Origin of the sequence: Brevundimonas sp., from assembly GCF_035998205.1 — a bacterium.
Lineage (GTDB): Bacteria > Pseudomonadota > Alphaproteobacteria > Caulobacterales > Caulobacteraceae > Brevundimonas.
This window is the reverse complement of the sequence record NZ_DASYHT010000002.1, coordinates 176,507-197,780: the sequence shown is the minus strand read 5'-3', so window position 1 is coordinate 197,780 and position 21,274 is coordinate 176,507. Positions and strand designations below refer to the sequence as shown.

Below are 21,274 nucleotides of genomic sequence, written 5' to 3'. Positions count from 1 at the left end.
GGTGGCGTGACATGAGAGATTTCAAGGGCATGAAGCGGCAGCGCGGTCGGAACCGCAAGCCGGGCGGCGGGGGCGGCGGCAACGCCGCCAATCCGAACCGGTCGTGGGATTCGCAGGGCCCCGAGAACACCAAGGTCCGGGGTAACGCCCAGACGGTGTACGAGCGCTACATGCAGCTGGCGCGCGACGCCGCCTCGTCCGGCGACCGGGTGCTGGCCGAGAACTTCCTGCAGCACGCCGAGCACTATTTCCGCGTCCTGCGCGCCCTGCAGCCGCAGCGGCCGGTGTCCGAAATCGCCCAGCGCGAGCTGAGCAGCCAGGGCTTCGACATCGATTTCGAGGACGAGAGCGGAGCCCAGGCCGCGGCCTTCCTCGCCGCCCAGCAGGCCGAGGAGGCGCGCCTGCGCCAGCAGCAGGAGCGCCAGGAGCGGCAGGACCGCCCCGAGCGCGGCGATCGCCCGGAACGGACCGACCGCCCCGAACGCAATGACCGTCAGGACCGCGCCGAGCGGGCCCCCCGGGACGGCGACGAGCCGCGCGGCGAGGGCGAGGGCGAGCCCCGCGAAGGCGGCCGCCGCGAGACGCGCCGCGAGCGCTGGGAGCGTCGCCGCGAGGAGCGCAACCGCCGCTTCGCCGAGGAGGGCCGCGAGCCCGGCGAGGGCGGGGATGACGCCGGCGACGGCGAAGACGCCCCCCGGGCCGAGGCGCCGCGCGCGGCTGAAGCCCCTGTCGAGGCCCGCGAGGACGCCCGCGACGACGCGCCCGCCCTGCCCGGCTTCCTGACCCGCGCGACCCCGGCCCCCTCCCCGGCCGCCGAAGCCCCCGAGGCCGCAGACGGCGAGGCCGAGCCGGCCCCGCGCCGTCGCGCGCCCCGCCGCCGCCCCGCGGCGGTCGTGGAAGAATAAAGCTGCCGCCCTGCGGCGGGGGTTGAGGCGCAAGACCGCCGCGGCCACGGCGCCGCTTGCCGCCCGTCGCCGGGCCGGGCCATATGGCGTCGCTCGCTATCGGGGAGACGACCATGCGCCTTCAACTTCTGGCCGCCCTCGCCGCTGTGCTGGGGGCCGCCGCCTGCGCCACCGCGCCGCCGCCCCCGCCGCCGCCGCCCGGCCCGGACGGGGCCGCGCCGGTGCTGCGCGACTGGCGCAGCATCGTCACCAGCTTCGACCGCGACCGGCTGAACCGGCTCGACGCCGCCTGGGAGCTGGCCCTCGAGCAGTCGCGCCGCTACCCCGGCTCCGGCGACCTCGCCGCCGTCGGCGACCTGACCGACCCGCGCGCCGCCCAGCCCAATGTCGCCCCGCCGGTCGGCGACTACCGCTGCCGCACCGTCAAGCTCGGCTCCCAGGGCGGCGAGGCCGGCCTCGGCTATGTCGTCTACGGCTGGTTTGCCTGCCGCATCGAACAGACCCCGGCGGGCCTCAAATTCTCCAAGCTGACCGGCTCGCAGCGCCCGGCCGGCCTGCTGTTCCCCGAGAACGGCGAGCGCATGGTCTTCCTCGGCTCCATGGCCCTCGCGTCCGAGCCGCCCGCCAATTCCTACGGCCGCCGGCCCGACCGGGACATCATCGCCACCGTCGAGCGCATCGGCCCGCAGCGCTGGCGCCTCGTCCTCCCCTGGCCCCAGACCGAGTCCAACCTCGACCTGATCGAGCTGGTCCCGGCGCGATGAGCGGGCGCGGCGGCCTCCTCCTCGCGGCGGCGGCCGCCGCGGCCCTCCTCGCCCCGGCGGCGCAGGCGCAGGACTGGCAGCCGCTCGACGTCGCCCCGGGGATCTCCGCGGTCGCCGTCCAGTGGGACAGCGGGGCGGCCATTACGATTCTTTGCCGCCGCGAAGGTCTGATCGCCACCTTTCAACTCGCTCAGCCGCTGAGCGGGACCACAGGGGGCGGTGATCCCGGCGTCACCGTCGCCTATGACCGGCCAGGGCCAGTCCGGCGCGAGACATGGCGTGTCCTGCCTTCGGGCACGATGCTGGAATCGCCCGCGCCGGAGCGGTTCGCCCGGCGGCTCCTCGCGGGCGGGACCATTGAAGTCACCGTCAGCTCTCCCGAGGGGCCACGCCAACGCTACCCGCTGGACCTGCCGATGGAGTCCGCGGCCCTTGGCGCCCTGCTCGACGGCTGTGACGTCCCGCAGCACGATCCCCGGGACAATCCGCCCCCGTCCGAGCAAACCGGGGAAACGGACCGCCCGGGTACCGAGTGGATCAGACGAGCCACGCCTCAGTTGCTCGCCGCAACCTATCCCCGAAGGGCCCTCGAACGCGGTTTGGGCGGGCGCGCGACGGTTCAGTGCACGGTCCTTTCGTCTGGTCGACTAGGCGATTGCGACGTCATCTCCGAGTATCCCCGCGGCGCAGGATTTGGCCGGGCGACAGTCGAAATCGCCGAGCGGGGTATGCAGCTCGGCGGCGTTGACGGCGCGCCGCTTCCGGAAGCGGTGATTGGCGACCGGCTCGAGTTTCCCCTGACCTGGTATGCGCCCCGATGATCCGCAGCGAGCGCGCCCGCCTCGGCCTTGCGGCTGTCGGCCTCGGCCTGATGCTCGTCGCTCCGGCGGCGCAGGCGCAGGACTGGAATGCCCTCGATCTCGGGCGCGACATCTCCGCGGTCGCTGTCCAGTGGGACAGCGGCGCAGCGCTCGCCGTGCAGTGCCGAAGCGACGGGCTGTTCGCCATGCTGCGGCTGGTGCACCCGGTTCCGCCGTCGGCAGACGTATCGAGCCCGACGGTGCCGGTGACCTATGACCATGGCGGAAGGGAGCGGCGGCAGTCGTGGATGCTGAACACGGACGGCGGCGCAGCCTTCGCGCCGACGCCCGAGCGGTTCGCGCGGCGGCTGCTGGCCGGCGGCGACCTCGAACTGCTGGTCGAGCCCGGCGAGGGCCCCCGCCAGCGCTACCCGCTGTCCCTGCCCGCCGACCCCACGCCCCTCGCCGCCGTGCTCCGCGCCTGCGACGTGCCGCTGGAGCACCCGCTGGATGATCCGCCGCAATCCGTGACCATGAACGTCCCTGTGGACGGCGCGACGCCAGACCTTCCGCAGCTCGAGTGGGTTCGTCGGCCTACCGGTCAGGACCTGGCCGACGAGTACCCTACCCGCGCCCTTGAGCGCGGTCAGGGCGGCCGCGCCATCATCAGCTGCCTCGTGCGTGCGGACGGCCGGCTCGAGGACTGCCAGACCATTTCAGAGTATCCTCGCGGCGCCGGTTTCGGCCGGGCGACCATCAGGGTGTCGGAGCGTGGCTTTCAGATGGGGGGCGCCGGGGGCGCCCCTCTCCCGGAGCGCGCGCATGGCGCCAGGGTCGAGATTCCGATGACCTGGAACTTCACCCGCGTGCAATGACCCCCGCCGCCCGTCCGCGCACCATCGGCATCGCCGGGGCCGGCCCCGCCGGGCTGGCCGCCGCCCTCGCCTTTGCGCGACAGGGGCGCGAGGTGGTGGTGCACGAGCGCTTCGCCGCCCCGGCGCCGGTCGGGGCCGGCTTCATGCTGCAGCCGACCGGGCTGGCGGTGCTGCGCGCCCTCGGGCTGGAGGCCGAGGTCCGGGCGCTGGGCCAGCCCCTGACCCACATCGCCGGGCGGCGGCATCCGGGCGGACAGCTGGTGCTGGACGTGCGCTATGCCGACCTGAAGCGGCCCGAGCCGGCGCTGGGCCTGCACCGCGCCGCCCTGTTCGAGGTGCTCTATCGCGCCGCCCTTGAGGCCGGGGTCGGGTTCGAGACCGGCTTCACCGCCGTCGATGTCGAGGACGGCCGGCTGGTGGCCGACGACGGCCGCCGCTCGGGCCCGTTCGATCTGGTGGTCGACGCCAGCGGAGCGCGCTCGAGCATCGCCGGGCGCCGGCTGGGCCTGCGTCGGCGGCCGCTGGCCTGGGGCGCGCTGTGGGGCACGACGCCCTGGCCGGCCGGCGACGCCTTCGACCCCGCCGCCCTGCAGCAGGTCTATCGGGGCGCCGACCGCATGATCGGGGTGCTGCCGGTCGGGCGGCGGCCCGGCGAGACGACGCCGCTGGCCACCTTCTTCTGGAGCCTCAAGGCCGCCGACCATGACCGCTGGCGCGCCGCCGGCATCGAGGCCTGGAAGGCCGAGGTGCTGGGCTTCTGGCCCGAGTGCGCGCCGGTGCTGGAGGCGCTGCGGGGACCGGAGGACCTGACCCTCGCCCGCTACGGTCACCACACCCTCGCCAGCCCGGTCGCTCCCGGGCTGGCCGCCATCGGCGACGCGGCCCACGCCACCAGTCCCCAGCTGGGCCAGGGCGTGAACATGGGCCTGCTCGACGCCTTCGCCCTGACCGAGGCGATCGAGCGGATCAGCACGCGCGACCGGGCCCTGTGGGCCTACGCCGCCCGGCGGCGCTGGCATGTGCGGCTCTATCAGGCGCTCAGCCTCGTCTTCACCCCGTTCTACCAGGCCGACGGCCGCGCCCTGCCCTGGGTGCGCGACCATGTGCTGGGGCGCGTCGCCCGGGCGCCGGGGGCGGCCCGACTGCTGGCGGCGACCGTCTCGGGCCTGCTGCTCGACCCGCGCCCTTGACGGGCCGGCCCGTCGCCCCGACCTTGCCGGCCTCATTCAGGGGAGGCGGATATGCGGGGCGTGGGCGCGGCGATCGTTCTGGGGGTGCTGGGGCTGGCGGTGGTGGCGGGGGTGCTGTGGGCCTTCCCGACCTACAACGTCTATCGCAAGCAGATGGACGGCCGCGCCGCCTATGAAGAGGCGGTGCAGAACCGCCGCATCCGCGTGCTGGAGGCCCAGGCCGCCCTCGACGCCGCCCGGCTGACCGCCCAGGCCGAGGTCGAGCGGGCGCGCGGCACCAACGAGGCCAACCGCATCATGGCCGAGAGCCTCGGCGGCCCCGAGAACTACCTGCGCTGGGCCTATATCGACATGCTGCGCGAGACCGCCGACCAGCAGGACCGGCAGATCATCTACATCCCGACCGAGGCCGGCATGCCGATCCTCGAGGCCGGCCGCCGCCCGGCGCAGTAGCGTCCTTGCCAACCGGCTGACGATTCCGTATTTCCGGAAATATGGAATCGTCTGACGCCGTCACCGCCCTGTCGGCCCTCGCCCATCCCGGCCGGCTGGCCGCCTTCCGCCGCCTCGTGCAGGCCGGACCGGAAGGGCTGCCGGCCGGCGAGGTGGCCCGCGCCCTCGGCGCCCCGGCCAACACGACCTCGACCCTGCTGGCGACCCTGACCCAGGCGGGCCTGGCCCGCTCGCGGCGGGAGGGTCGCTCGATCCTCTACAGCGCCGATACCGGCCGTGTGGGCGCGCTGGTCGCCTATCTGGTGGCCGACTGCTGCGAGGGCGCGCCGGAGGCCTGCGCCCCCGTGGCGGAGGCCCTGGCCCGGTCCGCCTGCGCGTGCCCCGGCGAGGGCGGGCGCGCATGAGCCTGTTCGAGCGCTGGCTGACCCTGTGGGTCGCCCTGTGCATCGTCGTCGGCGTGGCGCTGGGGGCGCTGGTCCCGGACCTGTTCGCTGCCGTCGCCGCCGCCGAGGTGGCCAGGGTCAACCTGCCGGTCGCCGGGCTGGTCTGGCTGATGATCATCCCGATGCTGCTGCGCATCGACTTCGCCGCCCTCGGCCAGGTCGGCCGACACTGGCGCGGGATCGGCGTCACCCTGCTGGTCAACTGGGCCATCAAGCCGTTCTCGATGGCGGTGCTGGCGTGGCTGTTCGTCGGCTGGCTGTTCCGGCCCTGGCTGCCGGAGACCCAGATTGAGAGCTACATCGCCGGGCTGATCCTGCTGGCCGCCGCGCCCTGCACCGCCATGGTGTTCGTGTGGAGCCGGCTGACCGACGGCGAGCCGCACTTCACCCTCAGCCAGGTGGCGCTGAACGACGCCATCATGATCGTGGCCTTCGCCCCGATCGTCGCCCTGCTGCTCGGCGTCGCGGCCATCGTCGTCCCTTGGGACACCCTGCTGCTGTCGGTCGGCCTCTATATCGTCGTCCCGGTGATCCTCGCCCAGCTGGCCCGGCGCGCCCTGCTGGCCCAGGGCGAGGCGGCGCTGGACGGGGCGCTGCGCCGGCTCGGGCCGGTGTCGATCGCGGCCCTGCTGGCCACCCTGGTGCTGCTGTTCGGCTTCCAGGGCGAGCAGATCCTCGCCCAGCCGCTGGTCATCGCCCTGCTGGCCGTGCCGATCCTGATCCAGGTCTATCTCAACGCCGGCCTCGCCTATGTCGGCAACCGGATGGCCGGCGAGGCGCACAACATCGCCGGCCCCTCGGCCCTGATCGGCGCCTCGAACTTCTTCGAGCTGGCGGTGGCCGCCGCGATCAGCCTGTTCGGCATCCAGTCCGGCGCGGCGCTGGCTACCGTCGTCGGGGTGCTGGTCGAGGTGCCGGTGATGCTGTCGGTGGTCTGGATCGTCAACCGCAGCCGACGCTGGTACGAGGCCGGCCCCGCCGTCCGCCGCCACGCCCTCAAGGAGCCCCCGCGATGAGCGACTTCCCCGTCACCGTCTTCCACAATCCGGCCTGCGGCACTTCGCGCAATGTCGTCGCCGCCGTGCGCGAGGCGGGGCTGGAGCCGGAGGTGATCGAGTACCTCAAGGCCGGCTGGACCCGGGACCAGCTGACCGACCTGCTGGCCCGCATGGGGGCGACGCCGCGCGAGATCCTGCGCGAGCGGGGCACGCCGGCGGGCGAGCTGGGCCTGCTGGCGGAAGGGGTGTCCGATGACGCCCTGCTGGAGGCCATGGTCGCCCACCCGATCCTCGTCAACCGGCCGATCGTGGCGACGCCCCTGGGCGTCGTGCTCGCCCGTCCGTCGGAGCGGGTGTTCGAGGTGCTGGACCGCCGCCCGTCGAGCTTCACCAAGGAAGACGGCCAGGTCGTCTGAGCCCTTCTCCCCCGAGGGGAGAAGGGTCACACCCGCGTCAGCCGCAGGTTCTGGTAGTCGTAGCTGAAGTCGATGTCCGGGCTGACGCCCTTCAGCGTGGCGCGCACCGGCCGGCCGACCTCGTGCACGAAGGTGATGAAGGCGTCCTCCTCGCGCTTGTCGGGGAAGCGGGTGCGCATCGTCTCGCCCTCATAGGGCTCCAGCGGCCCCTTGAGGGCGTTCGAGCGGGTGAAGTCGAGCCAGAGACCGCCGTTGCGCTCCGAGATGACGATGTCGCCGTACCAGGGGTCGCGCCAGGTCCCGGCATAGGCGGCCAGCGGCAGGGACGGCGCCGCGCCCGCGGCCTGCTTCGCGTCGATCTCGCGCGCCGCCGCCAGCGACCGCTCGGTCCCCTCGGCCAGCAGCCGGCGGCTGTCCACGATCCAGTCGAAGCCGGCCTTGTCCATGACGATGTCGGCGATGCCGCTGCGCAGGGACCGCAGCAGGAAGCTCTCCTCGGCATTGGAGAAGATCGAGAAGCCGGCGTTGCGGCCGGGGATCAGCACGGTCGCGGAAATGCCGCCGGGCGAGCCGCCGCCGTGGGTGATGTAGCGCTCGCCGCGATAGTCCTGCACCGACCACCCCATCGCATAGGTCGAGGTGATGGCCCGCCCGGGCAGGGCCGCGGTCGGCCCCTCGGACGACCCGACGATGACGTTGGGCCGGAACATCTCGCGCGCCGTCGTCTCGGAGAACAGGCGCGAGCCGTCCGGCAGGGCGCCCATGGCCAGCCGCACCTTCATCCACTTCGCCCAGTCCACGGCGTTGGAGGCGAACCCGCCGGCGGCGCCAGCGGCATCCCAGTTCCAGATGCCGGCGATCGAGTCCTCAAGCAGGGTCATCTCGCCCTGGTAGCGTAGCGGCGGCCCGATGCGGCCGTGCGGCAGGGCCGAGCGCGCCGGGTCGGCCTGGCTGGTGAAGGGCACGGTGTCGGCCATACCGACCCGGTCGAGGATGCGCGTCTGGACGAAGGTCTCCCACGGCATCCCGGAAGCGGCGGCGACGATCTCGCCGGCCACCACGAACATCAGGTTGCAGTAGTGATAGCCGGCGCGGAAGCCGTGCTCGATCGGTACATGGCGCACCGCCGCCATGATCTCCGCCCGGGTGCGGTCGCTGTTGGGCCAGAACAGCAGGTCGCCGGCGCCGAGGCCGAAGCCGGCGCGGTGGCTCAGGGTGTCGCGCACGGTGATGCGCTCACCGATGAACGGGTCCGACAGGGTGAAGTCGGGCAGCCAGGTCCGCACCGGTTCGTCCCACTTCACCTTGCCCTCGTCGACCAGCATGGCGAGGGCGGCGGCGGTCACGTTCTTGGTGTTGGAGGCGATGGCGAACAGGGTGCGCTCGTCCACGTCGGCCGGCCCGCCGAGGCGGCGCGTCCCGTAGCCGCGGGTCAGGACGTCGGCGCCATCCTTCACCACCGCCACCGACAGGCCGGGCTGGTCCGGGAAGGCGGCGAGGCACTGCCGGACATAGGCGTCGACCGCCGTCGCCAGATCGCTGTGGTCATTGGCCGCCGCCTGCGCCCAGGCGCGGAACGGCAGGCTCGCCGCCCCCACGCCGGCGATCGAGGCGGTCAGGGCGGCGCGGCGCGACAGGCGAAGGGACATGGGCGAACTCCCCGGCGTGAACGGAAGCCGCGACGCTATCCCGGCCCACGCCGTCCGGTCCATGTCGAATCCGTAATCCAGGTGAACCCGATGTAACTCGGTGGCGATCGCCGCAAATGCTAGCTCGACCGGAAGAATGACGGCGCCGACCGGCGACCGCAGGGGACCCTCGATGACCAGGCTCAAGCTGATCCTTCTCACCGGCGCCGCCGCGACTCTGCCGGCCCTCGCCGCGCCGCTCACGGCCGCCGCCCAGACCGCGCCGCAGACGCCGGCGCCCCAGGCGGCGCCGCAGACTCCTGCCCCGGCCCAGACTCCGGCCCAGACTCCGGCCCAGACTCCGGCCCAGACTCCGGCCCAGACTCCGGCTCAGACTCCGGCTCAGACTCCGGCTCAGACTCCGGCTCAGACTCCGGCTCAGACTCCGGCTCAGACTCCGGCTCAGACTCCGGCTCAGCCCCCTGCCGAGGATGAGACCCCGGCCGAGCCGGAGGAACCGACCACCGTCGGCGAGCTGACGGTGACGGCGCGCAACACCGACATCCGCACCTCGATCGATTCGATCAGCTACAGCCTCGCCGAGGACCTGCAGGCCACCACCGGCAGCCTCGCCGACGCCCTGCGCAACATCCCTTCGGTCGACGTCGACCCCCAGGGCAATGTCTCGCTGCGCGGCGACTCCAGCGTCACCATCCTTGTCGACGGCCGTCCGTCCGGCGTCCTGTCCGGCCCCGGCCGCGCCCAGGCCCTGCTGCAGCTGCCGGCGGACCAGTACGCCCGCATCGAGGTCATGACCAATCCGTCGGCCGCCTACAGCCCCGAGGGCTCGGGCGGGGTCATCAACCTCATCTCCAAGCCGCGCGCGCCCCGCCCCGGCGTGCAGACCACCGGCTCGGTGCGGGTCAATGTCGGCGACGATGGCCGCTGGAACGGCGGCGTCAGCGGGTCCTGGCAGCGCGACCGCCTGACCCTGTCGGGCGATCTCAGCTATCGCGCGGACCCGACCGAACTGTCGTTCAACAGCACCCGCGAGCAGCTGGATCCGGCCACCGGCGCCGTGGTCGCCACCACCCGGGTCGAGCAGCCGGTGACGTCTGACCAGACCGGCACGGTGCTGCGGGGCACAGCCGAGTACCGCCTGACCGACCGCACCTCCATCACCGGCGAGCTGCGCGGCGTCGCCTTTGGCGGCGACGGCACGGCGGACCAGCTGTCGGAGCGTCGCGACGCGAGCGGAGCCCTGGTCAACGCCTACAGCCGCGAGGGCGAGTCCGAGTTCGACTTCCAGAACTGGGGCGCCACCGCCCGCATCGTCCATCGCTTCGACGACGCCGGCCACGAATGGTCGAACGAGCTGCGGTACGACCGCAACAGCACGGATGTGGAGGCGCTGGCGCGGCTGCGCTTCCAGATCCCCGCGGGGCCGGACCTGTACGAGCAGACCCTGCAGGACTCCGACCAGACCACCCTCGGCCTGACCAGCGCCTATGTCCGTCCGACCACGGACGGGGGTCGGGTGCGGCTGGGTTATGAGCTGAGCGACCAGCGTCCGGAGCAGGAGGTCGAGCTCAGCCGCGGCGCCACCGCCGGCGGGCTGACCGTCGTGCCGGGCCTGAGCAACCGTTTCGAGGCGCGTCAGACGGTGCACGCCCTCTACGGCACCTGGGAGCGGCCGCTGTCTGAAAAGCTGTCGGCCCAGGCCGGCCTGCGGCTGGAGCAGGCGGATATCGAGATCGACGACCTGACCGGCGGCCTGTCCGCCTCGCAGGACTATTTCCGCGCCTACCCGACCGGCCACGTGCAGTATGCCCTGTCGGACACCCAGAGCCTGCGCGCCAGCTATTCGCGCCGCATCCAGCGGCCCCAGCCGGGGCAGCTGAACCCGTTCGTCTCCTACGTCGACCCGCTGAACCGAAGCTCGGGCAACCCGGACCTGGAGCCGCAGGAGACGGATTCGTTCGAGGCCATGTGGCAGATGCGCAGCGGCCAGAACTTCTACCAGGTCACCGCCTATCTGCGCGACACGGACAAGGCCTTCACCCAGGTCGTCACCGACCTCGGCGGCGGCGTGCTGCTCAGCCGGCCGGAGAACCTCGGCGGGCGCCGCGACACCGGCCTCGAGGTCACCGCCGCCGGGCGCCTGCATTCGACCCTGCGCTACAACGCCGGCTTCAACGTCTTCCATCAGGAGATCGACGCCGGCGGCCTGCCGGGCAGCTCGGACCGCGACGGGACCCTCGCCAGCGGCCGCTTCAGCCTGAACTGGCAGCCGACGCCGGAGGACTTCCTGCAGGTCTCGGCCTTCTGGCAGGGCGAGCAGCTGCTGGCCCAGGGCACGCGCGAGGCGGGCGGCATGGTCAATGTCGGCTACCGTCGCAAGCTGACCGAGAAGCTGTCGCTGAACGTCACCGCCCGGGACATCTTCAACACCTTCAACACCGATACGGTCTACGAGACGCCGCTGTTCCGCGAGGAGCTGAACCAGGAGATCCGGCTGCGGGCCTTCTACATCGGCCTCAGCTACGCCTTCGGCTCCGGCCCGCGCCGCCAGCCGGAACAGTTCGACTTCTCGACCGGCCCGACGGGCATGTGAGATGGCGGGAGGCGGCTACCGCGCCGTCTCCCAGCCTAGCCACAGGGCGATCAGGGCGAGGCCGCCGGCCATGGCGGCCCGCGCCCACGGCCGCTCGGCGAGGCGCAGCAGCCGGCCGCCCAATCCCGCCGCCGCCAGCACGATGGCGCCGTGGATGGCGACGCTGACCGCCAGGTGCAGCAGACCCAGCGTCAAGGTCTGGCCGGCCGTGACCTCGCCCTCCCCCGCCCCGGCCCCCGCGCCGGCGAACGCCGGCAGGGCCACGGCGTAGAGCGCCGCCGCCTTCGGGTTCAGCAGATTGCCGATCAGCCCGCGCCGGAACAGGGCCAGCCGGCTGACCTGCGGGCCTGTCGCGTCGTCCAGCCCCACGCCGGGCCCGCGCCAGGCGTCCCAGGCGAGGTACAGCATGAAGGCCACCCCGGCCCAGGCCACGGCGGCGTAGAGCGCCGGCGCCTGCGTCAGCACCTCCGCCAGCCCCAGCGTCGCCGCCAGCATCCAGGCGGCCAGTCCCACGGTGATCCCCGCCACCGCCGCCAACCCGGCGCGCCGCCCCTGCGCCAGCGCCGTCAGCGCCAGCCAGCCCATGTTCGGCCCCGGCGTGATCTCCATCAGCACCGCCGCGGCAAGGAACGGCAGGAGCACGGCGGGATCGATCAGGGCGAGCACAGGCATCCGTCCTCTCTAGCCGATCCGACGCACGGGACCGAATGCGCGCCTTGCGTGTCCGGCGCGCCCTTCGATAGTCTGCTCGGAGGACGGGGGGACCGCGTCATGATCGAAGGTGAGCGCCGGCGGCGACGGGTCGACTACGCCATGGGCGACGGCGTCAACGGCCTGTCCGGCGGCTTCTGGCGCCGGCTGTTCGCCTTCTGGATCGACCACGCGATCATCGGCCTCGCCCTCACCCTGATCGCAGCCGCCCTCTTCACCCCGACCAACGGCCTGATCCGGGACAGCGACCCGGTGATCGACCTGCAGGAATGCGTCGAGGTCGACGAGGCGGGCTCCTCCAGCCTCGAGCCGCTGCTCGTGCTGCCCCCGGCGGGACCGCTGCAGATGTTCCGCCCGGGCCGCCCGCCGGACACCGTCCGTGTCATGCGCTGCGACACGGCCTACGTCGACGCCAGAGCCGTCGTCATCTTTCGATGGTTCGGCGGCTTCGGCTACCGGGAAACCGTCGCCTATCCCCTGACGCCCGCCGACCGGGTGACGCAGCGCACCCTCGACCTCTCCGGCCTGTTCTTCGGCGTCCTCCTGCTCTGGCTCGCCGTCGCCGAAGCGGTCTGGGCCGCCGGGCCGGGCAAGCGGCTGATGGGTCTGCGGGTGGTGGGCGACGACGGGGTCAGCCCGGCGCGGATCGGCGCGACGCTGACGCGCAACGCCCTGCTGTACGCTCCCCACGCCGCCCTCGGCCTCCTCGTCGCCCTCTACGGCCTCGTCCCGCCGGCCCCCGGCGGCCTGGAGTTCGACCCGGTCGCCGGCTGGCTCGTGCTGGCCCTGGGCGGGGCCGTGGCCCTGTGGAGCCTGGTCTTCGTGCTCGCTGTCCTGTTCCAGCGGCCCGACCCCTTCTGGGACCGCTGGGCCGGGGTTCGTGTACGGCGCCGGGTCAGGATCGTCACCGACTGAGCCCCCGCCCCCTTGTGCGGCAAATCGGCCACACCCACCTTTGCGTCATCGCAAGGCGTCGCTCATGGGAGGGCGTCAGGCTGACCTCGATCCGCCGACAGGGGATGACATGAATCTCGAGCTCTTTTCCGACCGCGCCAAACAGGCGGTGCAATCCGCCCAGACCCTGGCCCTCGCCCGCCGCCACCAGCAGTTCGCGCCCGAACACCTGCTCAAGGTGCTGCTGGAGGAACGCGACGGCCTCGCCCGCAATCTGATCAAGCTGGCCGGCGGCGACGCCGCGGCCGCCGACGCCGCCGTCGAGGGCCTGCTGAAGAAGCGGCCCCAGGTCGAGGGCGGCTCGGGCCAGCTGTATCTGGACGGCGCCACCGCGCGGGTGTTCGGCGCCGCCGAGGCCGCCGCGAAGAAGGGCGGCGACGCCTTCGTCACCACCGAGCGGCTGCTGGCCGCCGTGGCCCGCGAGGGCGGCGAGGCGGCGAAGGCGCTGGCCGCCGCCGGCGCGCCCGCCGACAAGCTGGACGCCGCCATCGCCGAGGTGCGCAAGGGCAAGACCGCCGACAGCGCCGCGGCCGAGGACGCCTATGACGCCCTCAAGCGCTACGCCCGCGATCTGACCCAGGCCGCCCGCGACCAGAAGATCGACCCGGTGATCGGGCGCGACGAGGAGATCCGCCGGACCATCCAGGTCCTCGCCCGCCGCACCAAGAACAACCCCGTGCTGATCGGCGAGCCCGGCGTCGGCAAGACCGCCATCGTCGAGGGCCTGGCCCTGCGCATCGTCAACGGCGACGTGCCCGAGAGCCTCAAGGACAAGGCCGTCATGGCGCTCGACATGGGCGCCCTGATCGCCGGGGCGAAGTACCGCGGCGAGTTCGAGGAGCGGCTTAAGGCCGTCCTCAACGAGGTCACGGCGGCGGAAGGCCAGATCATCCTGTTCATCGACGAGATGCACACCCTCGTCGGGGCGGGGAAGAGCGACGGGGCCATGGACGCCTCCAACCTGCTCAAGCCCGCCCTGGCCCGCGGCGAGCTGCACTGCGTCGGCGCCACCACGCTGGACGAGTACCGCAAGCACGTCGAGAAGGACCCGGCCCTGGCCCGGCGTTTCCAGCCGGTGTTCGTCGACGAGCCGACCGTGACCGACACGGTGTCGATCCTGCGCGGGCTGAAGGAGAAGTACGAGGTCCACCACGGGGTGCGCATCTCGGACTCGGCCATCGTCGCCGCCGCCACCCTGTCGAACCGCTACATCACCGACCGCTTCCTGCCCGACAAGGCCATCGACCTGATTGATGAGGCCGCCAGCCGCGTGCGCATGGCGGTCGATTCCAAGCCCGAGGCGCTGGACGAGATCGACCGTCGGCTGGTGCAGCTGAAGATCGAGCGCGAGGCCCTGAAGAAGGAGACCGACGAGCCGTCGCGCCAGCGGCTGGAGCGGCTGGAGGCCGAGATCGACGACCTCGAGGGCCAGTCCGCCGAGCTGACCGCCCGCTGGAAGGCGGAGAAGGACAAGGTCGGCCAGGCCGCCCAGTTGCGCGAGACCCTCGACCGCCTCCGCGCCGAACTGGCCCAGGCCCAGCGCGAGGGCGACCTCGGCCGCGCCTCGGAGATCGCCTATGGCCAGATCCCGCAGATCGAGAAGGCGCTGGCCGCCGCCGAAGCCGACGAGACGAACCGCGCCGGGCCGCTGACGCCCGAGGTGGTCGACGCCGAACAGATCGCCGCCGTGGTCAGCCGCTGGACCGGGGTGCCGGTCGACAAGATGCTGGAGGGCGAGCGCGAGAAGCTGCTGCGCATGGAGGACGCCCTGGGCGCCCGGGTGGTCGGTCAGGACGAGGCCCTGGCCGCCGTCTCCGACGCCGTGCGCCGCGCCCGCGCCGGCCTGAACGACCCCAACCGGCCGCTCGGCTCCTTCCTGTTCCTCGGCCCCACGGGCGTGGGCAAGACCGAGCTGACCAAGGCCTTGGCCGGCTTCCTGTTCGACGACGACCAGGCCATCACCCGCATCGACATGTCCGAGTACATGGAGAAGCACAGCGTCAGCCGCCTGATCGGCGCCCCGCCCGGCTACGTCGGCTATGACGAGGGCGGGGCCCTGACCGAGGCGGCGCGCCGCCGCCCCTACCAGGTCGTGCTGTTCGACGAGGTGGAGAAGGCCCACCCGGACGTGTTCAACGTGCTGCTGCAGGTGCTGGACGACGGTCGGCTGACCGACGGCCAGGGCCGCACGGTCGACTTCCGCAACACCCTGATCATCATGACCTCCAACCTCGGCTCGGGCGCCCTCGCCGACCAGCCCGAGGGCGAGGATGTGGAGAGGGTGCGGCCGGTGGTGATGGAGGCGGTGCGGGCCCACTTCCGCCCCGAATTCCTCAACCGCATCGACGAGATCATCCTGTTCCACCGCCTCGGCCGGGCCCAGATGGGCGGCATCGTCCGCATCCAGCTGGCGCGGCTGGAGCGCCTCATGGCCGACCGCCGCCTGACCCTCGACCTCGACGACAGCGCCCTGACCTGGCTCGCCGACAAGGGCTACGACCCGGCCTACGGGGCCCGCCCGCTCAAGCGCGTGATCCAGAAGGAGCTGGTCGACGTGCTGGCCCGCAAGCTCCTCGCCGGCGAGATCGAGGACGGCAGCGTGGTGTCCGTGTCAGCGGGCGCCGACGGGCTGGAGGTCGGGAAGGTGAGGGTGCATTGAGGGGAGAGCAGGTGCGGCTACGTTCGCGCTACTATGTGACCGCCAGCACGGCATACCGAAGACCGACTACAAGAGCGGCAAGACTGAGGGCTGCAAAGACCACCGCAGCCCACCACGACCGAAGTGTCTCACCCGCATACGGCTGCAGAGTGCCTTTGCTTGAGAGCTGATCGGCCTCATCGTGGGCAACCGTCCATTCGTCGTGCTCTGCGCTAGCCTGACCCAGGTAGCCCGCCAAGAGCGATAGCAAGGTAAGGAAAGCTGAAACGGCAAATCCGTAGAGCGCGAAGCGGAACGACACCAACTGCGATGTGTAGGCTTCGGGAGCGCCCAGCGTGACAAGCCCGACAATCGCCCCGCCATTCACCAGCAAGAGCGAGCGGAACCAGAGGGCGGCCAGATCGGCACAAATGCGTTGCCGATCCAGCGCTCGCTGGAAGTTCATCTCGACTCTGAGCCTATGGAGACCATCAGCGTCCGTCATGTCCAAGGTTGTCGCTAACGGACACCCAGACATCAAGTGACTCCTTCTCCCATTGGGAGAAGGTGGCCCGAAGGGCCGGATGAGGGTCGGCGGGCCCAGTCGGCGGAAGCCGTCGCGCCGACGGCCCTCACCCTTTCGCGCGAGAACGACGGCTGACGCCGTCGTGCGCTCAAGCCCTCTCCCACGGGGGAGGGGCGCGACGCCTTGCCTTCTCCCTGTGGGAGAAGGTGGCCGCGAAGCGGACGGATGAGGGTCGGCGGGTTCAGTCGGCCTGAGCCGTCCTGCCGACGGCCCTCACCCTTTCGCGCGAGGACGACGGCTGACGCCGTCGTGCGCTCAAGCCCTCTCCCAAAGGGAGAGGGGCTCGCCGCCCCTCCTTCTCCCGTTGGGAGACGGTGGCCGCGAAGCGGACGGATGAGGGAGGCGGGGGAGAGGGTCACAGCCCCAGCGCCTTCGCCTGCGCGCGGATGGCGTCGTCGAGGCGCCAGGGCTCGCCGAGGGCCTCGTCGTTGGTGAAGCGCACGACGGTCCAGCCCAGCGCCTCGATCTCCGCCTGACGCGAAGCGTCGCGGGCGGCGACGTCATCGAGGCCATGCACCCCGCCGTCCAGCTCGATCACCAGCCGCAGGGGCAGGCAGGCGAAGTCGACCACGAAGCGCCCGACCGGATGCTGGCGACGCAGCTTCCAGCCGTCAACGGCCCCGCCGCGCAGCCGCGCCCACACCCGCGCCTCGGCCGTCCCGCCGGACTGGCGCAGGCCCCGGGCGCGCGAGGTCAGGCGGCTGCGGGTCATGCAAAGACGCTACGCCCCTTCTCCCGGTGGGAGAAGGTGGCCCGAAGGGCCGGATGAGGGGCGGCGGGCGCAGTCGGCGCAAGCCGTCCAACCGACGCCCCTCACCCTTTCGCGCAGCCGCTCGGCTCTCCTCCCCCGCGTGCGGGGGAGGGGGACCGCCGAAGGCGGTGGTGGGGGCGACCGCGAGCGCGGCGCCTGACCTCGCCCCCTCCACCCTCCTACGCCCTGCGGGCTCCGGACGGTCCCCCTCCCCCATACGCTGCGCTATGGGGGAGGAGACTCTCCGGCCGGTCGCGGGGATGCTACACCCGCCCCATGCACATCCTCTACATCGACGCCGACGCCTGCCCGGTGAAGGAGGAGTGCTTCCGCGTGGCGGAGCGGGTCGGGTTCCGGGCGGTGGTGGTGTCGAACGGCTGGATCAACCTGCGCCGGGCGGCCTTCATCGAACAGGTGGTGGTCGATGCGGGCCCGGACGTGGCGGACGACTGGATCGCCGAGCGGGCGGGGTCGGGCGACATCGTGGTGACCTCGGACATCCCCCTGGCCGACCGCTGCCTCAAGGCCGGGGCCCAGGCGCTCCGGCCCAACGGCGAGGCCTTCTCCCCGGACTCGATCGGCTCGGCCCTGGCCGGGCGCATGGTCGGCGAGCATCTGCGGTCGATGGGCGCCCTGACCTCCGGCCCGCCGCCGTTCGGCCCGCGCGACCGCTCGGCCTTCCTGCAGGCGCTGGACCGGGCGGTGGTCGTGGCGAAGCGGGCCTGATCCCGCCCCTCACCCCTTCAGGATCGCCGTCAGGCTGCCGTCGCCCTCAAGGATGACGACCGCGGCCGCGTCGAGGTCGCTGCCGCCGGCGTCGCGCACGGCGCCGAGCAGTTCGTCACGGGTGACGCGCTCGCGCTTCAGGGCCGCGTCGAGCGGCGCGCCGTCGCGCAGCAGCACCGCCGGCTCGGCCCGCACCAGCCGGGCCCAGCGCCGCCAGCGTACCGAGGTCCAGGTCACCGCCCACTGCAACCCGATCAGCACCGCGAAGGCGGTCATCCCCTCGGCCAGCGGCACCTGCTCGTTCAGCAGGATGGTCGACAGGGTCGAGCCCAGCGCCACCGTCACCACCAGGTCGAAGGCGTTGAGCTTGGACAGGGTGCGCTTGCCGGAGATCCGCAGCAGCAGCACCAGACCGGCGTAGGCCAGCACCCCGACCAGCAGGGTGCGCACGGGCCCGCTCCAGCCCTGGAACAGCATCTCGATGAGGTTCATGCCGCCTCAACGGTCGGGCCGGCGGAAAGGTCCTGACGCGGGGCGCCAGTCCCTTGACCAACCCATCACCACGTGATTATGCATATCCCATAGCCAATCGGTGATGTTTTGACTCCCAGCCCCGAGCCCCTGCTGCGCGCCCTCGCCGATCCCACGCGTCGGGCCATCTTCGAGGCCCTGTGCCGCGAGGGGGAGCAGACCGTCGGCGCCCTGACGGCCCGCGCGGGGGTGAGCCAGCCGGCGGTGTCCAAACATCTGGCCGTGCTGCGCGAGGCGGGACTGGCGGAGCTGCGCGCCGAGGGGCGGGTGACCCGTTGCCGGGCGCGGCCCGAAGCCCTTGCGCCCCTGCTGGACTGGACCAGCGACATGATCGGCTTCTGGCAGGCGCGGCTCGACGCCCTCGACGATCTCCTCAACCGGATGGACCAATGACCGACCTGTCGCCCGACGTCCAAAGCGTCGTCATCGAACGCACCTTTCCCCATGCCCCGGCCAGGGTCTGGCGCGCCCTGACCCAGCCGCACCTCATGGCCGACTGGCTGATGCGCAACGACTTCCAGCCTGTGCGCGGTCACCGCTTCACCCTGACCGGGGACTGGGGCGGGGTGCTGGACTGCGAGGTGCTGGAGATCGAGCCGGAGCGGCGGCTGGCCTACAGCTGGAACCACGTCCATGAGGACCCCGCCTTCGACCTGCGCAGCGTGGTCACCTTCACCCTCACCCCCGCGCACGGCGGCTCGCACCTGCGCGTCGAGCAGACCGGCTTCCGCCCCGGGCAGAAGCAGGCGTCCGGCGGCGCCCGCGTCGGCTGGGCGAAGATGCTGGAGAGCCTCGACGGCCTGCTGGCCCGCACCGGGGACGACGCATGACCTCGCCCGGCTGGATCCGTCCGGTCCACCGGGCCCTGTCGCTGGCCTTCACGGCGCTTGTCCTGGCCAACTTCGCGGGCCTGGCGTTCGGCTGGCAGGCCACATGGCTGGGGGCGATCACCCTCGCGCCCCTGTTCGGCCTGATGGCGACGGGCATGTGGCTGTATCTGGCGCCCCACCTCGCGCGACGGCGGACATGAGCCGGCCCGCCGCGGCGCCCGCCTACCCGCGCGCCAGCTCGACCAGCCGCGCCACCTCGGCGCTGGCGGGGTCGAACAGGGGATCGAGCACGGTGAAGTGGTTCAGCCCCTCCAGCGCGACGTAGCGGGTGTCCACGCCGCCGGCGCCCCAAGCCGCGGCCATGTCGCGGGACTGGCGCAGGAACTCGTCGCTCTCGTCGCCGCCGACGCGGCAGTCCAGCACCGTCCCGGTGGGCGGGGGGCGGAAGCGCGGCGACAGGGCGCGGGCGGTGGCGGCGTCCAGCCGCAGGCCGACGTTGAGCCGGGTCTCCACCAACGGCTCCAGCTCGAACACCCCGCTGTAGGCCACGGCGCGGTCCACCCGCGCCTCCGCCAGCAGCCAGGCGGCCATGTGGCCCCCGGCGGAGTGGCCGAACACCAGCGTTGGCGGCGCGACCTCGCGCACCAGCAGATCCACCGCCGCAGTCACCTGGTCGAGGATCTCGGCCAGGGTCACGTCGGGACAGAGGTCGTAGGACGGGATGGCGAGGCTGACGCCATGGGCGTTGAGCGCCGGGGCGAGGCCGGAGAACCAGCCCTTGTCGAGCGCCTGCCAGTAGCCGCCGTGCAGAAACACCGCCAGCGGGGCGCCTTCCCCCGCCGCGAACAGGTCCAACCGGTGACGCGGCCCGGGCCCGTACGCCAGCTCCACCGGCGGGGTCGCCGCCCGCGCGGCGGCGGCGCTGTCCTGCCAGCGCGCAAAGGTCACGGGGTGATCCGGCACGCGCGCCCGGTTGTCGTATTCGGCGTCAAGGCTCATGAGGGGCCTGGGGCTTGGTGAGTAGGGCTTAGGGCTTAGGCAGTTCGACGACCGGTGGCCAGCAGGGCTAAAGCCTCTCCCTAAGCCCTACTCACCAAGCCCTACTCACCAAGCCCTACTCACCAGGCCCTACGCCGGAGGCGACCGCCATGATGACCGCCATCTTCGTCTTCCTGAAATGCGAGCTGGGCCACGCCAATGACGTGGCCGCCGACATCGTCGACAACGTCGAGCATGTGTCGGAGGTCTATTCGACCTCGGGCCAGTACGACCTGCTGGCCAAGTTCCAACTGCCGAAGGAGATGGACATCGGCACTTTCGTGACGCGGCAGGTGCAGACCCGGCCGCACATCCGCGACACCTTCACCGTCATAACCTTCTCGCCCTTCCTGCCGTCGAAGGGCTGAGCCGAAGGGCCGCGCCGCGACGGCGCAGCCTCTGGCGGGCGCGTCGGGGCCACCCCATCCTCGGGGCATGAGCCCGCCCTCCCCCCTGCAGCGCGTGACCGGCGGCCGTCGTCGCCGCGGCGACGGGGCGTGGCCGGGCCTTCTGCTGGCGGCGTTGTTCGCAGCCGTGGCCGGCTGGCAGATCCAGACCGGGGCGGGCCCGATCCCCTGGGCCCTGTCGGCGCAAACCCTCGCCGAAGGCCGCTACGACACCCTGCTGACCCACATGGTCAGCCACGCCGGCCTGCTGCACCTCGGCTTCAATACCCTGGCCCTGCTGTCGCTCAGCCCGCCGGTGGTGCGGGCGCTGCGGCGCGGGCCGGCGCGGTCGCCGATGATCCTGCGCTACGCCGGCCTGTTCCTGCTCGGCGGCCTCTGCGCCGCCGGCCTGTTCCTCGCCCTCAACCCGGGCGAGACGACCCCCATGCTGGGCGCCTCGGGGGCCATCTGCGCCTTCTGGGGTCTGGTGGCGCGGCTGGATCCGGGCGGCGACGGCGATGCGGCCCTCTGGTCGCGCCACGCCCGCGGCGTGATCCAGGGCTTCGCTCTCAGCAACCTCATTCTGGCGCTGCTGATCAACGCGCCGATCGCGGCCTCGGGCGGCGCCGGCGGCATCGCCTGGGAGGCGCACCTCGGCGGTTTCCTGTTCGGGCTGCTGCTCGGGCCGCTGTTCCTGCCGCGCCCGCCGCCGCCGCCGCCCATGGGCCCGTGGGGACCGCGCGGCTGAGCGGTTCAGCGACTGAGCGGCGTCAGTCGGGCCGGTAGGTCCCGCCGCGGATGACGCAGACATTGTCCGCGCGCACCTGGCCGCTCAGGACGCCGGTGCGCGGCTGCAGGATACCGTCGCGGGCGCGGCACTCGGCTTCATAGGCGTCCAGCTCGGTCTGGTAGCGGTTGGGGCCGCCGGTCGAGGCGCAGGCGGCCAGCGCAGCCGCGCACAGCGGCAGGGCGACAAGGACGGTCAGGCGGGAACGGGTCATGGCTCTCCTCCTTCAGGGGCGGCGCCAGTCTAGCAC

General features: G+C 72.4%; 25 protein-coding genes. 18 read left to right on the top strand and 7 right to left on the bottom strand.

The features are described 5' to 3' along the window. Nucleotides 1-11: 11 nt before the first annotated feature. From VGN74_RS01090 to arsC, 9 genes are all read left to right on the top strand, one after another. Nucleotides 12-905: a DUF4167 domain-containing protein gene (locus tag VGN74_RS01090; protein ID WP_327445512.1), complete on the top strand. Its 894-nt coding sequence runs from the start codon at nt 12-14 to the stop codon at nt 903-905. Nucleotides 906-1,018: 113 nt separating this feature from the next. Then, nucleotides 1,019-1,669, top strand: coding sequence for a DUF4893 domain-containing protein (locus tag VGN74_RS01085; RefSeq protein WP_327445511.1), 651 nt, complete (start codon nt 1,019-1,021; stop codon nt 1,667-1,669). Continuing rightward, the gene (locus VGN74_RS01080; protein ID WP_327445510.1) at nt 1,666-2,490 is read left to right on the top strand and encodes an energy transducer TonB; all 825 of its coding nucleotides are present in this window, start codon (nt 1,666-1,668) and stop codon (nt 2,488-2,490) included. The genes VGN74_RS01085 and VGN74_RS01080 overlap by 4 nt, the downstream gene beginning before the upstream one ends. Continuing rightward, nucleotides 2,487-3,344: an energy transducer TonB gene (locus tag VGN74_RS01075; protein ID WP_327445509.1), complete on the top strand. Its 858-nt coding sequence runs from the start codon at nt 2,487-2,489 to the stop codon at nt 3,342-3,344. The genes VGN74_RS01080 and VGN74_RS01075 overlap by 4 nt, the downstream gene beginning before the upstream one ends. Beyond that, nucleotides 3,341-4,534, top strand: a complete 1,194-nt coding sequence (locus VGN74_RS01070; RefSeq protein ID WP_327445508.1) for an NAD(P)/FAD-dependent oxidoreductase — start codon at nt 3,341-3,343, stop codon at nt 4,532-4,534. Before VGN74_RS01075 ends, VGN74_RS01070 begins: the two co-directional genes overlap by 4 nt. Nucleotides 4,535-4,585: 51 nt before the next feature. Next, complete coding sequence (locus VGN74_RS01065) at nt 4,586-4,987, top strand: hypothetical protein (RefSeq protein WP_327445507.1); 402 nt, start codon at nt 4,586-4,588, stop codon at nt 4,985-4,987. 41 nt (nt 4,988-5,028) lie between these two features. Beyond that, nucleotides 5,029-5,391, top strand: coding sequence for a helix-turn-helix transcriptional regulator (locus VGN74_RS01060; RefSeq protein ID WP_327445506.1), 363 nt, complete (start codon nt 5,029-5,031; stop codon nt 5,389-5,391). Next, nucleotides 5,388-6,446, top strand: coding sequence for an ACR3 family arsenite efflux transporter (arsB, locus tag VGN74_RS01055; protein ID WP_327445505.1), 1,059 nt, complete (start codon nt 5,388-5,390; stop codon nt 6,444-6,446). Before VGN74_RS01060 ends, arsB begins: the two co-directional genes overlap by 4 nt. Next, nucleotides 6,443-6,844, top strand: a complete 402-nt coding sequence (gene arsC, locus VGN74_RS01050; RefSeq protein ID WP_327445504.1) for an arsenate reductase (glutaredoxin) — start codon at nt 6,443-6,445, stop codon at nt 6,842-6,844. The genes arsB and arsC overlap by 4 nt, the downstream gene beginning before the upstream one ends. A 26-nt stretch (nt 6,845-6,870) precedes the next feature. Here the strand turns inward: arsC and VGN74_RS01045 are convergent, their stop codons facing one another. Next, on the bottom strand, nt 6,871-8,493 hold the full coding sequence (locus VGN74_RS01045; RefSeq protein ID WP_327445503.1) for a serine hydrolase: 1,623 nt from the start codon (nt 8,491-8,493) through the stop codon (nt 6,871-6,873). Between the two features lie 172 nt (nt 8,494-8,665). On the opposite strand from VGN74_RS01045, the gene VGN74_RS01040 reads away from it, so the two are divergent. Further along, nucleotides 8,666-11,086: a TonB-dependent receptor domain-containing protein gene (locus tag VGN74_RS01040; RefSeq protein ID WP_327445502.1), complete on the top strand. Its 2,421-nt coding sequence runs from the start codon at nt 8,666-8,668 to the stop codon at nt 11,084-11,086. 15 nt (nt 11,087-11,101) lie between these two features. Here VGN74_RS01040 and VGN74_RS01035 read toward each other — a convergent pair whose 3' ends face one another. Further along, nucleotides 11,102-11,758 carry a LysE family translocator gene (locus VGN74_RS01035; RefSeq protein ID WP_327445501.1) on the bottom strand — a complete coding sequence of 219 codons (657 nt, stop codon included), beginning with the start codon at nt 11,756-11,758 and terminating at the stop codon, nt 11,102-11,104. A gap of 99 nt (nt 11,759-11,857) precedes the next feature. Between VGN74_RS01035 and VGN74_RS01030 the strand changes: the two genes are divergently transcribed. Both VGN74_RS01030 and clpB read left to right on the top strand, forming a co-directional pair. Then, nucleotides 11,858-12,712 carry an RDD family protein gene (locus VGN74_RS01030; protein WP_327445500.1) on the top strand — a complete coding sequence of 285 codons (855 nt, stop codon included), beginning with the start codon at nt 11,858-11,860 and terminating at the stop codon, nt 12,710-12,712. Between the two features lie 109 nt (nt 12,713-12,821). Beyond that, a complete protein-coding gene (gene clpB / locus VGN74_RS01025; protein WP_327445499.1) occupies nt 12,822-15,410 on the top strand; it encodes an ATP-dependent chaperone ClpB in 2,589 nt (862 codons plus the stop codon). A 31-nt stretch (nt 15,411-15,441) separates the two neighbouring features. Here clpB and VGN74_RS01020 read toward each other — a convergent pair whose 3' ends face one another. Both VGN74_RS01020 and VGN74_RS01015 read right to left on the bottom strand, forming a co-directional pair. Next, nucleotides 15,442-15,894 carry a hypothetical protein gene (locus tag VGN74_RS01020; protein ID WP_327445498.1) on the bottom strand — a complete coding sequence of 151 codons (453 nt, stop codon included), beginning with the start codon at nt 15,892-15,894 and terminating at the stop codon, nt 15,442-15,444. Nucleotides 15,895-16,330: 436 nt separating this feature from the next. Continuing rightward, nucleotides 16,331-16,687 (bottom strand): endonuclease domain-containing protein, encoded by a 357-nt coding sequence (locus tag VGN74_RS01015; RefSeq protein WP_327445497.1) that lies wholly within the window; start codon nt 16,685-16,687, stop codon nt 16,331-16,333. A 315-nt stretch (nt 16,688-17,002) separates the two neighbouring features. On the opposite strand from VGN74_RS01015, the gene VGN74_RS01010 reads away from it, so the two are divergent. Beyond that, nucleotides 17,003-17,452, top strand: a complete 450-nt coding sequence (locus VGN74_RS01010) for a YaiI/YqxD family protein (protein ID WP_327445496.1) — start codon at nt 17,003-17,005, stop codon at nt 17,450-17,452. Between the two features lie 9 nt (nt 17,453-17,461). Here VGN74_RS01010 and VGN74_RS01005 read toward each other — a convergent pair whose 3' ends face one another. Further along, entirely contained in the window at nt 17,462-17,944 is a 483-nt protein-coding gene (locus tag VGN74_RS01005) for a DUF421 domain-containing protein (protein ID WP_327445495.1), read from the bottom strand. 108 nt (nt 17,945-18,052) lie between these two features. Between VGN74_RS01005 and VGN74_RS01000 the strand changes: the two genes are divergently transcribed. Genes VGN74_RS01000 through VGN74_RS00990 form a run of 3 tightly spaced genes read left to right on the top strand, consistent with a single transcriptional unit; the run spans nt 18,053 to nt 19,013 of the window. Further along, on the top strand, nt 18,053-18,376 hold the full coding sequence (locus VGN74_RS01000) for a metalloregulator ArsR/SmtB family transcription factor (RefSeq protein WP_327445494.1): 324 nt from the start codon (nt 18,053-18,055) through the stop codon (nt 18,374-18,376). Beyond that, nucleotides 18,373-18,813 (top strand): SRPBCC domain-containing protein, encoded by a 441-nt coding sequence (locus tag VGN74_RS00995; RefSeq protein ID WP_327445493.1) that lies wholly within the window; start codon nt 18,373-18,375, stop codon nt 18,811-18,813. Before VGN74_RS01000 ends, VGN74_RS00995 begins: the two co-directional genes overlap by 4 nt. Continuing rightward, nucleotides 18,810-19,013: a hypothetical protein gene (locus VGN74_RS00990; RefSeq protein WP_327445492.1), complete on the top strand. Its 204-nt coding sequence runs from the start codon at nt 18,810-18,812 to the stop codon at nt 19,011-19,013. The genes VGN74_RS00995 and VGN74_RS00990 overlap by 4 nt, the downstream gene beginning before the upstream one ends. Before the next feature lie 22 nt (nt 19,014-19,035). Here VGN74_RS00990 and VGN74_RS00985 read toward each other — a convergent pair whose 3' ends face one another. Beyond that, the gene (locus tag VGN74_RS00985) at nt 19,036-19,812 is read right to left on the bottom strand and encodes an alpha/beta hydrolase (protein WP_327445491.1); all 777 of its coding nucleotides are present in this window, start codon (nt 19,810-19,812) and stop codon (nt 19,036-19,038) included. Between the two features lie 149 nt (nt 19,813-19,961). Between VGN74_RS00985 and VGN74_RS00980 the strand changes: the two genes are divergently transcribed. Together VGN74_RS00980 and VGN74_RS00975 are read left to right on the top strand one after the other, a co-directional pair. Next, the gene (locus tag VGN74_RS00980; RefSeq protein WP_327445490.1) at nt 19,962-20,219 is read left to right on the top strand and encodes an Lrp/AsnC family transcriptional regulator; all 258 of its coding nucleotides are present in this window, start codon (nt 19,962-19,964) and stop codon (nt 20,217-20,219) included. A 67-nt stretch (nt 20,220-20,286) separates the two neighbouring features. After that, complete coding sequence (locus tag VGN74_RS00975; RefSeq protein WP_327445489.1) at nt 20,287-20,985, top strand: rhomboid family intramembrane serine protease; 699 nt, start codon at nt 20,287-20,289, stop codon at nt 20,983-20,985. A 22-nt stretch (nt 20,986-21,007) separates the two neighbouring features. On the opposite strand, the gene VGN74_RS00970 is transcribed toward VGN74_RS00975, so the two are convergent. Then, complete coding sequence (locus VGN74_RS00970; RefSeq protein WP_327445488.1) at nt 21,008-21,238, bottom strand: hypothetical protein; 231 nt, start codon at nt 21,236-21,238, stop codon at nt 21,008-21,010. Nucleotides 21,239-21,274: the final 36 nt, after the last annotated feature.